The following is a 15,575-nucleotide window of genomic DNA, read 5'->3' on the forward strand; positions in this document are numbered from 1 at the left end:
GGAGAAATCCGTAACGGTTTGGGGGAAATAGGGAAGTAGTTGCTTGAATTACTACAAAGATACTTGTTCATTCGAAATCATAAAACGAATATTTGTAGCGTACTTGCTACAATCTATTGTATAATGACATAAAGAGGTGCCGAATGGTTAAACCTGAATTTGATTGGGGAGAAGAATTTGAAATATTTCTGAACTCACTGAGTACGAAGGAAGAAGCTAGGTTCAGAGCACTGATAGATCGAGTCGAAAATACAGATTTGCAGGATTCCATCAGAAAAGAACGAGTTAAGAAGTTGGATGATGATATTTATGAACTTCGCGCCCAAACAAGTGATCATTGGTTGAGAGGCTGTTATTTTCAAATAAAAGGAACCGAATACTATATCACGCATGGATTCAGCAAAAAGACAAATGCAACTCCTGCAAGAGAAATCCGCAGAGCAAAAGCTATCAAAAAAGCATACTGGTCAGCCAGAATCAAAAGGAGGAACGACGGATGAGCAAGAACAGCGAAGCCATCAAGAGACGCAGCTTCGAAAGCGCGGAATTTAAACAGGCATTCGAAGAAGAACAAGCGAAGCTGGATTTTGCAGATTTGCTTTTCGAATTAAGAGAACAAACAGGATTGAACCAAACTGCATTCGCCAAAAAGGTGAATAAATCACGCTCGACCATCGCGCGGATCGAAAGCGCCAGAATGGAACCATCATTTTCCATGCTCGAAGACATAGCACAAGCTTTGGGAAAACGCGTCGAAATAAATTTTGTAGATGTGAATCAAAAAGCAGAAGAGAAATTAGTCAGATAGACGCTAGATTACAATATTTTTTAAGACCGAGGGTGCAAATTCCATCGGTCTTTTCAGCATGCTCAATAAACGGTTATTTTTTGGAAAGGCGTCGAGATGGAGTTCCGATGAGCAGGGGGCTCCTCGGAAGAAAAGACTGCGCCGGGGAGGCCAACTCCGGCGGGAAAGCCCCTGCCCGGAGGAGGATGCGTGGCGGGGTGGGCGAACTCCGGCGAAGCCGCCGTGGTCGGAGGTGATGATCTTTCTGGATATTTTCCTCCGGCAGAGAACACCCTAACCGGAGGAAAACCCTCCCCGGCGCACAATCAAACAAATAGCCGAAATTCCATGAATAAAGTTGTAGTCTAACTTCCGATAATATAGTAAAATCGATATAGCGTGAGGCCGTTCATCGGAATCCTCTGTTTGGATAATCCGGAAATGATAGCGGTAACAATATGCGGGCGGATCGAAACTTCACGCAGCGCCGACCGTCGGGAAGTCCGGCCCGTTTTCGCGGCTGACAAAACCATTCTGAAGGAGAATACCGATTTGGAGACCCTATTATTTTTTCTCATCTTCGTTTTTCTTATCGCGGTGTTGTCGAATCAAATCTGCTACGTCAAGTCGGACAACGGTTCCGCGAGCGGGCGCAGTTTTGCCGGGACGCTGTTGGACAAGGGGACGAGCGGCGAGTTCATGATTTACAGTCACTTGGAAAAATTGGGCGAGCCGAATCGGCTACTGCCTCATCTTCATTTGCCGAAGAGCGATGGGACCACGAGCGAAATTGATCTCGTGATGATTGCACGGACCGGCATTTATGTGTTCGAGTCGAAGAATTTCAGCGGCTGCATTTTCGGCGACGAAGACAGTCGTTATTGGACCCAGACGATGAAACGGGGTCCGAAGCATGAGTTTTATAACCCGATTTGGCAAAATGAGAGCTGCATCTCGTCGTTGAAACGTCAGCTAGCGCTCGAGGCCGATGCGTTCAAATCTTATGTCGTTTTCAGCGATCGCTGCACTCTGAAGAAAATGTACGTCCAGTCGGGCCACGTCAAAGTCATGAACCGCCACCTGATTGTGCGCGAAATCATCAAGGACATGGCCGAACTACCCGATATTTTCACGCCGCTCGAAATCAACCAGATCTATTCCGAACTGGTGCCGTATACGCGTACAGCTGCTGGGATCGGGCAAGCGCGGATCGAAACGATGCGGTTGGAATGAATGTTAAGAGCTAGTAACCCTCCGGATTCCGGGGGTTTTTGTGTTGGTTGAGCGCATGAGTCTGTTGTGTGGACGGTCGCCAGCTCCGATGAGGCGGACGTTCATCGGAAGACAGGATTGCGCCGGGTAGCTCAACTCCGGGGAACGAATGCTGGCCGGAGGAGAGTGCTTGTCGGGCGGCTGAACTTCGGCGAAGCCGAGGTGGTCGAAGGTGATCGTCTTTTGGGCGTCTGTCCTCCGGCGGGAGAACCCTAACCGGAGGAAACCGCCAGCTCAGAAGCCTTGAATTAATGGAAATACAATATATTGGTGAAAAATATCACTCATTACGTTTGTATAAAATACAAAATTGTATTTTTTTGATTTGTAAAAGTTTCCATCAATTTATAATGATATGTGTAGCAACTAAAGTAGGTTATAATGAATCAGTTAATGATGAGTACGGATCAAATATTTATATTCATGAAGTTTTTTTGCTGACGCATCAGGATACAGATTCTAGATTGAGCGGTCCGATCAAAATTTAGAACGAGTTGTTTCTATGGAGCATAGGTATATAAGGAGCTTACAATGGTTAGTCTACTGGCAAATATAGGGATCCTGTTTCTGGCTGTTTATTTCTGTTTGAAAAGCGGAAGATTAGGAGCAAATCACGATCATAGAACAAAATCCGGCATTATCGGATGCATTTTAATGGAAGTGCTGTTAGGCACGATTTTATTGAGTTTTTCCACGGTCATCTTGGGGATCAGATATGATTTCAGGGTGCTGTTGTTTTGTTTTTCCGCAAAGCATATGGATTGGAGAATAACCAGTTCGAGTATTTTTTTGCTGGGACTCATCAGATTTTTTTGGGGAAACAGTGAGGCTGCCCAGGTAAACCTGATCGTCAGCATAATATTGGCCATCATCTTGCCGATGATAATGAAGCTTATTCGGGACAGAATGAACGATTTGGCGCAACTGTTGGTCTTGGTCACCATTGCGCTTATTCCTTCCATCGTCTTTACCAATCACATGATAACGGATAAAGTACTTGTGCTGTCGATCAGTATTATTCTGATCGCTTTGAATTATGGCGCGGTTTTTGTGATGCATTACTTCATTTCGGATCTGTACGGTCTGATTGCTTCGGCCAGCACAGACCACTTGACGGCGCTCAAGAATGTGCGGCTCTTCAACAGTGATCTGATGGAAATGGAGCGGAAAAAGCATCCGGTCACGTTGGCGGTGATCGATATTGATCATTTCAAAAATTACAATGATCGTTATGGACATGACAGCGGTGACGGCATCTTGAGGCAGCTGGCAGCCATGTTCAACGAACTGGCGACCCCGTACACCACTTTCTACAGAATCGGCGGGGAAGAATTCGGAGTGATCGCCGATTATTTCAGTCCAAGTGAAGCGGAAGCGTTCCTGCATGAATTGAAGTGTACGGTCGCCCAGAGAAATTTCTCTGCACAAGCCGGGGAAACGATCAACCTCACCGTTTCGGTGGGAGTTGCCCACAGCCAGAAAGGTGAAACTTTGAAAAAAACACTCAAGCGTGCCGACCTGGCGCTGTATCAAGCAAAAGAAAACGGCAGAAACAAAGTGATGGTATCCGCCCACGCATAAGCATGAGCATCTGCAAAGCTGTTAGCATAGCTGTATTTTAGAATAAAAAGCCGATCCCTGATGAGACGATACTCATCGGGGATTTTTTGTGCGTGGAATTAGTAATGTATCAGGGCGATAACTCCGATGAGGCGGGTGCTGGCCGAAGAAGAGGGTTGCGCCGGGTAGTTCAACTTCGATGAGCGCATGTTGGCCGGAGGAGGATGCATGGTGGGCGGCCGAACTCCGGCGAAGCCGCGGTGGTCGGAGGTGATCGTCTTTTGGGAGGATTTCCTCCGGCAGGAAGACCGCTGCCCGGAGGAAAACGCCAGCTTCGATGAGAAGGGGACTCATCGGAAGACAGGATTGCGCCGGATAGTTCAACTCCGATGAGCGCATGTTGGCCGGAGGAGGATGCGTTGTGGGGCGGCCGAACTCCGGCGAAGCCGCAGTGGTCGAAGGTGATGATCTTTTTGGATGCATTCCTCCGGCGGGAAGATCACTTATCGGAAGTCACCGAAAAAGAAATAAACGCAAATGCGGATGGACTGCAGAGATTACTGGTGACAACCAATTCAAGGGGGATCAGATGATGGCATACAAAGAACGCACGAAACCGCGGTTGCTCTGCATTTATGAAGCATTGGCCAAGCGCATGAAATTGAGTCCGGATGATCATTATTATTTGGTGAATATGGACGGAGGATTCATAGGGGAACTCGGTCTTGATGTGCACACGGATGCGCTCGACTCGCGCTGTTTGGTATTGAACGATCTGCAATTGAGGCACAACCGCTGTTCATTTCAGATAGATACGTTGGTGATTTGCCCGGATAAGCTATTGCTGTGCGAGGCAAAAAATTATAAGGGCGTTCATACTTGGGGGCAGTTGACATTCAGGAAACCAAGCGGTGCCACTCTGGAAAACCCGTCAATCCAGCTGCGAAGGACCCAGGCAAGATTGACTGTATTGCTTGCCGATTTGAAGATCGAAATGCCGATCGAAGCCTATGTTGTATACACCAATCCTGAATTCACTTTGCTGGGGGCGCAGGAAAATACGGACTATTTGCTCCCCAGCCAGATTCTGCATTATTTTCATAAATTGCAGGTGAGCGGCGAAATCGGGCCAGAGCAACAACGATTGGCGGATACGCTGATCAAGATGCATAATCCACGCTACTTTGCCGAGGAGCTGCCGGCAATCGATTACCGAAAATTGCGAAAGGATTTGTTTTGCCTCGCTTGCGGATCGGCGGTTCGGCCTGATGGCATCAAGTCTGTCTATTGTCCGGTTTGCAAGAAAAGGGAGCGGACGACGAAAACGATCGCGCAAAATATCGAGGAGTTCCGGCTGCTGTTTCCGGATGAAAAACTGACGACTCCGCGGATGGCCGAGTGGTGCGGCATGGAAAATAAAGATCGCGTCTATCGGGTGCTCCGCAACAGCTATCGCGCTGTCGGAAAAGGTCATGGGCGCCATTATGTGTGAATAGCTGAAAAATGTTAAAGGCATAAACTCCGACGGAAAGTGGCTTTGTCGGAGTTCATTAGTTTGGGATGCAGATTCAGTGACAGTTTGGTGTTGCTGTGGATATCCATTATTTTTGCCAGTTCCCTCGAATAATAAGCCATCAATTTGGAATTGCGCTGCTCCTCCTCGATGAACCACATGAATGTTTTTTCGGGAAAACGTTGCTGTTCTTTTGATCTTAGTAAAACTTCGTACCCATCGATAACATTTGTATTTGAACATAGCATGATCGGCTGGCACACTATGTAAAAATCAGCTAACAACTCTTGCGTATCATCCACTCACTTTCCCCCTTCACAAATACGGGAAATTTACTATTGAGAATATGTTGAATCAAATCCTAGGCTTAAACAGTTGCAGCAATCAGATAAATTATGCTAGATAACTATTCGAATGCGCTTACTCTTTGATAAAACTGAAATTTTAAATCTAAGATCAACAACTAAAGTTAATCTATCGGCATAAACATAAATTTTTTAAGCCCAAAATAAAATACAATATTGTATTTTGATTGTGTGAAAATTTTCAAAACTAATTAGTATTATACATTATGAAATAAGTAAGTTATAATTGGCAACATATTACTGTTTCAATTAGGATATTCGCTGGAATCAAACATTTGTTCCGGGGTGGTTGCTACATAAACTTTATACAACGGCGGAATAAAAAAATAAACTTGTTTCTATTAAAGTATGCATGTGAGGAGTGCACAATGGTTAGTCTACTGGCAAATATAGGGATCATATTTTTTGCTATTTACTTCTACTTGAGAAGCAATTTCGGGTCACCAAATCAAGATAATGAGAAAATATCCTACTTCATCAAATGCATTTTATTGGAAGTGCTGGTGGGAATCATTTTGTTGAGCTTTTCCACGGTTATTCTGGGGATAAGATATGATTTCAGATTCCTGATGTTTTGTTTTTCTGCAAAATACATTGATTGGAAAATAACCAGTTCAAGTATCCTGTTGTTAGGGATACTCAGGTTTGTCTGGGGCAATAATGATGTTGCCCAAATCAACCTGATCGTCAGTATTTTGCTGGCAGTCACATTGCCGTTGATAGCCCATTATACCCGGGATAGGTTGAATGAGCTGACTCAATTGCTAGTCTTGGTCACTTATGCGCTCATCCCTACAATTGTGTTTTCCAATCACCTGATAGCTGATAAAAAACTCGTGTTGTTGATATGCAGCATTCTGGTTACCTCCGGGTATGCCGCAACCTATGTTATGCACTTTTTTATTACCGATCTCTACAGATTGATTGTATCTGCCAGCACCGATCATCTGACGGCCCTCAAGAACGTGCGCACTTTCAACAAAGATCTGATGGACGTGGAGCGGGAAAAGAAAGCTGTAACATTGGCAGTGGTCGATATCGATTATTTTAAGGACTATAACGATAGCTTCGGACATGACAATGGGGATGCGCTTTTAAAACAGTTGGCGCAGGTGTTCAATGAGCTTTCGAATTTTGACACAGATTTCTACAGAATCGGTGGTGAGGAGTTCGCCGTGATCATCGACACTCCAAATCAAAGAGATGCAGAGGAGTTCATTCATGACTTGCAGGAAATAGTCGCTCACAGGCGCTTCTGTACAACTTCAGGTGATCCGGTCAGCGTTACCATATCTGTGGGGGTGGCACACAGTCGCACAGGAGAAACTTTGAAAAAAACGCTCAAACGGGCCGACGTGGCGCTTTATAAAGCAAAAAAAGGCGGCAGAAACCAAGTCATTATTTCGTTCCCGCATTAAAGACAGGGCTGTCAATGAGTGGAACAAAACTCCCGGCCTTGTTAATTGTAAGTAAGGATTTTAAACTAACGTAGAATCGGCCTCGGGGCATTCTCTCAAAAACAGCCACAATCGTTGACTAGACAACTTTTGTGGCTGTTTTTCGATTATGGACAAAAAAACATTTCAGCATTTAAAGCCATTTGTTCGATAAGCTAATAATCAATATTATTACTATAGTTTTATACATTAAATGATATAATCATTTGAGTGAATAGTAGGGAATAATTGATATCTCTGCTTTTCAAGAATCGTTTCAGAACAAAAAAATAGTGCAATACGTGTTAGCGGGGGTTGTGTGTTGGGAAGAGACAGATTGAAGATGATTGATGCAACCTATTTTTGGGTTCCGTTTTTGATGATGGCGATAGGTTTTTCGGCTTTGATAGGTTTTACAGTGAAAAATCGAATTGATGAAAAGTATGATCAGCTTGAAGATATGACCATTGAAATTGCGGACAGCTATTCCCACAGTTTGGCTCAGACAAGTGAAGCCTACCAGATCATCACGGAACTATTGGATGAGAAAATAAGGATAGCGGGTCAAGCCATCATGCTTATTGAAAACAGGGAAAATAATGAGGTGTTGGACGCAATTTCCCAAACGTTCAATGTGGATGAAATACATTTGTACAACAATGAGGGGGAAATTACCCACAGCACATATGAAGAATTTATCGGGTGGAAAGCATATGAAGGACATCCGGTTTATGAGTTCATGATGAGCGATCAGACGATGCTGGTGGAAGACGTCCGTCCAGACACCGAGAATGGCTTATACTATAAATTTGGTTATGTAAAAGATGATGCTGGTGGATTTGTGCAATTAGGGGTTCTTGCAGAGAGCAGACAGGATTTCCTTGAGGATTTTGAAATCACAAAATTGATAAATGAAATTTCGAGCAGAGGGGATGTAAAGCAGGTATTCTTTGTCAATCCAGAATACGAAATTATTGCAAGCAGCCTTCCTGACTATGAGGGTCGCACGATTGAGAATAAAGACCTTCGTGAAGAAATGGATAGCAATGCATCGGATGTTCAGAGAGCTGAAATGGATGGGTATGAATTTTTAAGAGTTTCCGTGCCTATATTTTTCGAAAATGATAAATTTGGCACGTTGCTGATTCATTGGCCTACTGAAAAAATCGATGCCGGAGTCAAAAAAATCATTCTATATGCGATTACTGTGTGTTCGATAATCATCTTTACAACGGGTGGCATTCTTTTTTATGCTTATCGGAAAAGTAAATCCAATATCAAAATTGCCTACTATGATGAGCTTACGGGTCTCCGGAACAGCAAATATCTTTCGGAGTACTTAGATCAAGTCCTGCGGAATCCGTACAGAAGAAATAAAGCCGTGTTGCTTCTCAATTTCGTTAATTTTAAAACATTGAACATCACCTACGGATTTTTATATGGAGATGAGGTACTAAAACAGATTGCCTTTAAAATCAGGACACTATTGGATTCGGAAGACCTGCTTTTCCGGTTCGACGGAGACAGATTTGTAGTGGTGCTTGATGATTCCGCAGACCAGAAAGAACTGAGAGCGTTCGCTGATAAACTTATGCACATTTTTGAGAATCCGATTATGGAAGGAACGGAATACCAGTATGTCGATATTCAGATAGCTATAGTGGAGATCAAAGATAGGCATACCACAACGGATAAAATTCTGCAGGATGCAATACTGACACTTTCTTATATCAAAGATAGTTCAGCAGATCAGCTGGCGTTCTTTAACGAGGATATGGAAAAACGACTCCTGCGGCATGATAAAATTGTAAAAGTATTGCGGGAAGTCATTGAAGGTAAAGATACCGAATCTTTTTATCTGGAATTCCAGCCTAAGCTCGACTTGATGAATAATAAAGTCATTGGGTTCGAAGCGCTGGCTAGGCTTCGAATCGAAAATCTGGGCCAAATCGCTCCGGATGAATTTATTGCTTTAGCTGAGGAAAAGTTGCTGATTTATGATTTAGGGAACCATATTCTGCTGCTTGCATGCGATTTTTTACAACGACTCCAGAATGAAGGTTTTCATGAGACGAGTGTAGCAGTCAATATCTCCGGCATTCAATTGCTTCGGGAAGACTTTCTTGAGAATCTGCAACAAAAACTCTTTTTATCAGACAAGGGCAGGAAGCCACTGGAATTCGAAGTTACAGAAACGGTATTGCTCGACCATTTTAGCCAGATTAATGAAAGTTTAGAGGCAATCAAGAAAATGGGTATAGCCATTTCGCTGGATGATTTTGGGACGGGTTATTCCTCTTTTTCCAGACTTGCTGAACTGAATATAGATGCCGTTAAGATTGACAGGTTCTTCATCGGCAAAATAAGTCACACGTCTGAAAAGGATCTGATCATTTCAGACATCATCTCTATGGCCCATAAAATTGGGTTAAACGTTATAGCAGAGGGTGTGGAGGATGAAAGGCAAAAAGCCTACCTGCTAAAATACGGATGCGATATCATCCAAGGCTATCTCCTTAGCAAACCCTTAGCTGAAGAGAGCGCCATTGCCTTCTTAAGACGTTACGAAAAGTAGTTGCAGAATGAAGCTTTTTGGGGTTGGGTACTATTTACTGAGAAGTTGCGCGCCATCGCGAAGGAGAAATAAGATGATAGATAGATTTCAAGAAAGTGATTCGGATAAATTGGCCACGGGAATTATGGTTGATTCTCACGCGGGGAAAGGAACTGAATCAAAAAAATACAAATTGATGATTCAAATAACTTCGGAATTGAAGTTCAGATTATCCGAGGACAGAATTATTTTATTTGCATCCCAATCTTGGGAAAATGAGCTTGGGTATACGATAGAATCGGTAGTCGGAACTTTGTGGGGCAACTATATCCATGAGCAGGATAAGCAGATTTTTCAAGAAATGGATTTTGAGAAAAATAAGACCATTCAAGTGCCCGGCTTTCGCTTTCGGAAACAAGATGGTGAGTGGATTTGGCTTAAGGCTACGCTGATCATTTCAAAGAATGAGAGCGGAAAAGCGATGGAAATAGTCGGCACTGCAAAGGACATCTATTTGGAAATGCAAACGGAAAAGGATCTGAGGGATGAAAATAAAGAGCTGCAACGCTATATCTCAGTGACAAAAGATTTATACTGTATTTTTTCATTCAGTGGAACAATCATCAAAATCAATCAGACCTGGCGCGAATCATTGGATTACGATTATTCGCAGTGGATCGGCAAAAATATATTTGAAATCATCGCAAGTGATGATTTGTATGCCACAAAATTTGCTATCAGTGAATCAGTGAAATTTGGAGGGCTCGATAAATTTGTCAATCGGATCCTAAACCGTAAAGGAAAGATCCGTTACTACGAGTGGCGTATGAAAATTTTTGGGAATCGGATATATGCATCAGGGCGGGATATTTCAGATTTGATTACGACTCGGGAAAAACTTGAGTACTATCATAATAGAGACACCTTAACAGGGATGTATCAGCGCAGTTTTATACAATCATCATCGGAGGCATTGGTACTGCCCTACCAACTGCCTCTGAGTGTCATTTTTGTTGATCTGAACGGGTTGAAATTGATCAATGACTCATATGGACATGATCAAGGGGATGAATTACTGCGCACGATTTCAGGGAAAATACTGAGGTTTCAACGGGAAGGCGATATTTTCGTCCGTTATGGCGGAGATGAGTTTGTGTTGTTGCTTCCGTACACACCCTATGAGGTGGCCTGTTCACTTGCTAAGGAAATCCAGAAAAGCGATACTTTAAAAATTTCCGGGAGATTCCCATCAGAATGGATCAGTATTTCTTTAGGCGTTACAACAAAGACAGGGATAGAAGACACTGTTGAGGACATCATTTTGGAAGCAGATAGATTGATGTACGAAGATAAGTTGCGCAAAAGCCGCAAGCATAAGAATTCGATTATTGAAGGTATCCAGTCGAATCCAAGGTTATTAAGGAAATGGGATCCGATACACGCAGAAAATGTTGCCGATCATGCCGGAAAGATTGCAGAAAAAATGGGACTTGACCCATACTTACAAGAACTAGTGAAGAAAGCCGCCTTAGTGCATGATATCGGGAAAATCACTATACCGTCAGAGATTCTCAATAAGGACCTGCCATTGACTCAAAAAGAATTAGAACTGATCAGACGCCATCCTGAATCGGGGTACCAAATCCTTCGTTCCGTCGATGAATACGCTGCTGTTGCGATGATTGTCTTGTCCCATCATGAGTGGGTAGATGGATCAGGCTATCCAGAAAAATTGAAAAAAGAGGATATCCCTTTAGCTTCCCGTATCATCGCAGTTGCGGATTCATATGATGCAATGACCTGTGGGCGTACGTACACCGACCGCAAAACAAGGGAAGAAGCTATTCAAGAATTAAGAAACTGCGCAGGAACCCAATTCGATCCTGAAGTTGTTTCGGTATTCATCGGAAAAGTGCTTCTTTATGGAGAAAAATAAGGTTGAAGACAACGATGATTCATTTAAAAAAAATGGACATAAAACCCCGTTTGGATACACTACGATTAATCATAGACGATGCGATTTCGGCCAGTATTTTTTGCATGGTAAAGACGCTCGTCGGCAAGTTTCAAGAGTTCCATCACATCTTGCGTTTCGTGAGTTGAGGCGATTCCTGCGCTGATCGTCAAGACGTGCTCGATGGGGAAATCAGCATTCTGCAGGCTCTGCTGAATGCGTTCCCCTATGATTCGAGCATTTTCACTCGCTAGATTTGGGAATACAATCAAAAATTCTTCTCCACCATATCGAGCAGCGATATCCACTTCACGAATGTTGGAACGGAGTACGGGACCGATTCTGTTCAAGACTTGATCACCGACCAAATGGCCGTAGGTATCATTAATATTTTTGAAGTGATCAATGTCCAATAATAAAATAGAGTAGTTTTTCTGGTTCAGAAGACTGTTTTGATGAATCGAGGATAACTTTTCATTCAATGCAGCCCGTGTGTACAGCTTGGTCAGGCTGTCAATTTCTGCTTGTGCACGCCAGAACGTCGATTTATGAAGCAGCTCCCTTTTCTGATTCTCGTCCTCAGTTATATCAAACACATTGCCTACAAGGAATAGTGGCTTATGATCGGCTGACCATTGCGTAACTTTGCCTCGATCATAAAAAACTTTCCAAGATCCGTCCTTTGCTTGAATGCGATACTTTGCTTCCCATACAGGCACCAGTCCTTTGAGGTGCGCACGCATTGCATCCATCACAGCGTCATAATCTTCAGGATGCAACTTTTCCGTAAAAAATTCGAATCCCGATTCTGCGGGCGCTTCATCCTGTGAATACCCAAGCGCACTTGCTTTCAAGGGATTGAAAGTTACAATATTATTTTGACAATCCCAAAACCACTGTCCCAGGTTTCCCAACCACGGGAATTTCGAGAAATCGTCTTCAAATACTTGACTGATCAGTTCCTTGTTCAAACGCTTCAAATAGGCAATTTCGTCCAAAAGTCTTTTTTGCGCTGTTTCATTTTTTTTCATGATAACCTCCGTGTCAGTATACGCCTTTACGACCATTTTACCATCATATTTGTGAATAGTCTTGTCGTTATAGGGGGCTGTCTACTCCTACGCAAGGAACACCGTTTTTCATGAATTCAATATCATTGACAGCCAATCGTTAAAATAATATACTCATTAAAGGCAAAATTTTGCGAAAATATTGCATTTTTAAAATGAAAAAAATACCGATATTTATAACTATATTTTAAAAAAAGGAAGAAGACCATGAAATGTTGGTATAGAACACAAATGAAAGGTATGTTATCAAAAGAAGAGGGAATGACTCTCGTAGAGGTTTTAGCATCCATTCTGCTCCTGTCGCTGATCATCACCACGTTCATGTCTTTTTTCATTCAGGCTGCTAAAGTCAACAACCGAACCGATGCAGTGAACGAGGCGACTTTCATTGCGCAGGAACAGATTGAATTGCTGACCTACTATTCAAACACAAAGAGTGCGGGTGCAACGTTGAGCTTGATCGAGGACGAAAGCCCTAAAACGGTCTCCGGTTTTGAAGTGACATATGGAGTTGAAACTTCAGAGCTGAATGATGCCCTTTACAAGGGAACAGTGACGGTTTCCAAGGGAGGGGAAAATTATGCGGAAATGGAAACGCTGCTGTCGTTCCGTACAGCAGACTAGCTCGAAGATTAATCTACGGAACGAATCAGGGATGACGCTTGTGGAGCTGTTGGCCAGCATTGCGCTGCTCTCGGTGGTGCTTTCATTGGTGGGGGCTGTACACCTGTTTGGCCAAAAGCAATATCTGACGCAATCTTATTCCGCTCGTCAATCAAATGATTTCGCTTACACGCTTTCTGTCATTTCCAGAGAAGTGCGCAAGACGCCTTTTGCTGATATAACGGTATCCGCATCAGGGGATGCCATTTTGATCAAAGGTGCTGAGGCATTCAGCAAAAAAGGTGAACAGCTTGTGAAAAATACTGATCAGGTTTTGGCGGAGGATGTTGGTTATTTTGTTGTCACTCGCTATGCTGAAACAAAGAGTGTCAAAATCGAGTTGAAAAGTTTGTCAGAAATGAATAGCCAACCAAAAGAATATCAAACTACGATTTATTTAAGGAGGTGAGCGGGTGGAATGAGAATCAAGCATCTCCGTGAAGATGAAAAGGGTAGTGGGCTTGTTTTGACCTTGATGGTGCTGCTGGTATTGTCCATCCTGGGTCTCTCAATCGGGGCTTTGACGATCGGCAGCTTTCGCTTGAGTGATGCCAACCGTGACGATACCTCTGCTTATTATGTGGCGGAGGCGGGTGCGGTTGCAGCTTATGAAGAGATCCGCAGCGAAATTTGGAGCGCCTATAAAGAAAACAAGACTGATGAATCTTTCTATGCTGATGTAGCGAGGAGAATGAACAGCAAGAACGGTCCCTCCACAGTTGCGTTCGATCCGCAGTTCGGCAGCACACCGACCGCAACGATCCGGACCGAAAAAATCCCGACCGAAAAGGCAGCCGGATCGGATCCGCAAAAATACACCATTTATTCCACCGGCATCGTGGATGGGAAAAAAAGAACCGTCACGAAGCAAGTCACTGTCAAGTGGAAAAATAAAAACACCGGCGGCAGTGGACTGCCGACGCTTCCCGGTATTGCGGCTTTGCTGACGCAAGGAAGAACAGAAATTTTCGATGGCACCATAATGGGAGATATGTATACCAATTCTATAGAACCAGGATCATTCGTTATTAAAGGTAAGCCCACTTTTACATCAGCTACGTTGTTTTACTCGAATAAGATATTATGGGAGAAGTTACTCGTTTATCCATCTTCGTATAAGAACTTGCCAAACAGGGAGCCTAGAGATGAAGAATGGGACTTTGGGACTTATCGTGAATTGTTGAACCAGATTACCGTCCCAAATATCAATGAAAAGCTACCCGAAAAAAAAATCGGGAATCACATAATTCAAGACAATAACGGCAACCTAAACATCACCAACTATCAAGCAGCTGGATATAAGCTTGAATTGAAATCAGATGTTTACATCCCCAAAATTACCAGTAAAAGCCAATGGAGCTTGACGATCGATACGGGTGGGGCTGATTACACGATTTTAACTGATAATTTGGATTTGGGTGGGGATATTTATGTTACGGGTGAAGGGACGCTTACGATTGTCGTAAAAAATTCCTTTAAGATCAACAGTGGTGGCATAGCCATCAATAAGGATGGAAATTCCAGCAAACTCACACTCGTTTATTTAGGTGATACAGGATTGGGTTTAGCAGACAACATAAAGATAAACGGACACGTGATCGTCAAGAAAGCTGATATAAGTGTGAATAGTATCCCGATTAACGGTGTATTATTGACAGGTGGCAATAATGTATCGCTTACTGGCGGAAATACGTCCAACCTGATGCTTATCGCACCGAATGCGGCGGTAAACTTGTTAAGGGGCTACGCCGTAAAAGGCACGGTCATCGCAAAAACGTTTCAAATGGATGGCGGGGCAAGCCTGACGTACCAGCCCATCAACACGGCTGGCTTTCCGTTCGGATCGGCAGCCCCAGCCGCTGACCCGGAACCGAAAGACATCATCAGCTTAGATCCAATCATAGAAAACTAGCAGAAAGGTGGGATAATGTGGCAGATTTTGAGAAGAAAAAATTAGGGGATATGTTGAAAGAAGCAGGGCTCGTGACGGAACTGCAGATTGTGGAAGCGCTCAGCATGAAAAAGCAGGACGAAAAATTAGGCGATTTGTTGGTTGGACAAGGGTACATCACCGAAAAACAACTACTGGATGCACTGGAAATCCAATTGAAACTGGAAAGTGTGTCCTTGTATCAGTATCCGATCGATATGTCTGTAGTCGAGCTGATATCAAAAGAGTTTGCACGGTCGAAATTATTGCTCCCGATCAAAAAAGAGCATACCCACTTGACTGTGGCAATGAATGATCCGTTGGACTTCTATGCAATAGAGGAGCTGGAATTTTCCACCGGCTATGCCGTCAAGCCGGTGATCGCGACACGAGATGACTTACTGCAGACAATCAACCGCTTATACGACTCAAAAGAAGTGAATATTGAGCACATAGAGGGTGAAGATGCTC

Annotated in this window: 14 protein-coding genes; 12 read left to right on the top strand and 2 right to left on the bottom strand. The window is 43.5% G+C overall.

The window, feature by feature from the left end; genetic code table 11:
* Positions 1 to 143 precede the first annotated feature (143 nt).
* The 5 genes from WBV27_RS04335 to WBV27_RS04355 all read left to right on the top strand — a co-directional run bounded on the left by WBV27_RS04335 (position 144) and on the right by WBV27_RS04355 (position 5,111).
* Entirely contained in the window at positions 144 to 500 is a 357-nt protein-coding gene (locus WBV27_RS04335; protein ID WP_424199741.1) for a type II toxin-antitoxin system RelE/ParE family toxin, read from the top strand.
* On the top strand, positions 497 to 808 hold the full coding sequence (locus WBV27_RS04340) for a helix-turn-helix transcriptional regulator (RefSeq protein ID WP_424199743.1): 312 nt from the start codon (positions 497 to 499) through the stop codon (positions 806 to 808). Before WBV27_RS04335 ends, WBV27_RS04340 begins: the two co-directional genes overlap by 4 nt.
* A 420-nt stretch (positions 809 to 1,228) precedes the next feature.
* The gene (locus WBV27_RS04345; protein WP_424199745.1) at positions 1,229 to 2,020 is read left to right on the top strand and encodes a nuclease-related domain-containing protein; all 792 of its coding nucleotides are present in this window, start codon (positions 1,229 to 1,231) and stop codon (positions 2,018 to 2,020) included.
* A 693-nt stretch (positions 2,021 to 2,713) separates the two neighbouring features.
* On the top strand, positions 2,714 to 3,640 hold the full coding sequence (locus tag WBV27_RS04350) for a GGDEF domain-containing protein (RefSeq protein ID WP_424199747.1): 927 nt from the start codon (positions 2,714 to 2,716) through the stop codon (positions 3,638 to 3,640).
* Positions 3,641 to 4,211: 571 nt separating this feature from the next.
* Complete coding sequence (locus WBV27_RS04355; protein ID WP_424199750.1) at positions 4,212 to 5,111, top strand: nuclease-related domain-containing protein; 900 nt, start codon at positions 4,212 to 4,214, stop codon at positions 5,109 to 5,111.
* A 14-nt stretch (positions 5,112 to 5,125) separates the two neighbouring features.
* Here WBV27_RS04355 and WBV27_RS04360 read toward each other — a convergent pair whose 3' ends face one another.
* On the bottom strand, positions 5,126 to 5,434 hold the full coding sequence (locus WBV27_RS04360; RefSeq protein ID WP_424199752.1) for a hypothetical protein: 309 nt from the start codon (positions 5,432 to 5,434) through the stop codon (positions 5,126 to 5,128).
* 566 nt (positions 5,435 to 6,000) lie between these two features.
* Here WBV27_RS04360 and WBV27_RS04365 point away from each other — a divergent pair.
* The 3 genes from WBV27_RS04365 to WBV27_RS04375 all read left to right on the top strand — a co-directional run bounded on the left by WBV27_RS04365 (position 6,001) and on the right by WBV27_RS04375 (position 11,423).
* Positions 6,001 to 6,915 (top strand): GGDEF domain-containing protein, encoded by a 915-nt coding sequence (locus WBV27_RS04365; RefSeq protein WP_424199754.1) that lies wholly within the window; start codon positions 6,001 to 6,003, stop codon positions 6,913 to 6,915.
* Between the two features lie 361 nt (positions 6,916 to 7,276).
* Complete coding sequence (locus WBV27_RS04370; RefSeq protein ID WP_424199768.1) at positions 7,277 to 9,508, top strand: putative bifunctional diguanylate cyclase/phosphodiesterase; 2,232 nt, start codon at positions 7,277 to 7,279, stop codon at positions 9,506 to 9,508.
* Positions 9,509 to 9,581: 73 nt separating this feature from the next.
* Positions 9,582 to 11,423 carry an HD domain-containing phosphohydrolase gene (locus tag WBV27_RS04375; protein WP_424199756.1) on the top strand — a complete coding sequence of 614 codons (1,842 nt, stop codon included), beginning with the start codon at positions 9,582 to 9,584 and terminating at the stop codon, positions 11,421 to 11,423.
* Between the two features lie 65 nt (positions 11,424 to 11,488).
* Here the strand turns inward: WBV27_RS04375 and WBV27_RS04380 are convergent, their stop codons facing one another.
* A complete protein-coding gene (locus WBV27_RS04380) occupies positions 11,489 to 12,472 on the bottom strand; it encodes a sensor domain-containing diguanylate cyclase (protein WP_424199758.1) in 984 nt (327 codons plus the stop codon).
* 300 nt (positions 12,473 to 12,772) lie between these two features.
* On the opposite strand from WBV27_RS04380, the gene WBV27_RS04385 reads away from it, so the two are divergent.
* The 4 genes from WBV27_RS04385 to WBV27_RS04400 all read left to right on the top strand — a co-directional run.
* Complete coding sequence (locus WBV27_RS04385) at positions 12,773 to 13,135, top strand: hypothetical protein (RefSeq protein ID WP_424199760.1); 363 nt, start codon at positions 12,773 to 12,775, stop codon at positions 13,133 to 13,135.
* Positions 13,092 to 13,583, top strand: coding sequence for a PilW family protein (locus tag WBV27_RS04390; RefSeq protein ID WP_424199762.1), 492 nt, complete (start codon positions 13,092 to 13,094; stop codon positions 13,581 to 13,583). Before WBV27_RS04385 ends, WBV27_RS04390 begins: the two co-directional genes overlap by 44 nt.
* A gap of 9 nt (positions 13,584 to 13,592) precedes the next feature.
* Entirely contained in the window at positions 13,593 to 15,086 is a 1,494-nt protein-coding gene (locus WBV27_RS04395; protein ID WP_424199764.1) for a DUF7305 domain-containing protein, read from the top strand.
* 17 nt (positions 15,087 to 15,103) lie between these two features.
* The coding region (locus WBV27_RS04400) for a hypothetical protein (RefSeq protein ID WP_424199766.1) at positions 15,104 to 15,575 on the top strand (472 nt) is incomplete at its 3' end.

The sequence above is a fragment of the Trichococcus sp. genome (genome assembly GCF_049589555.1).
GTDB lineage: Bacteria > Bacillota > Bacilli > Lactobacillales > Aerococcaceae > Trichococcus.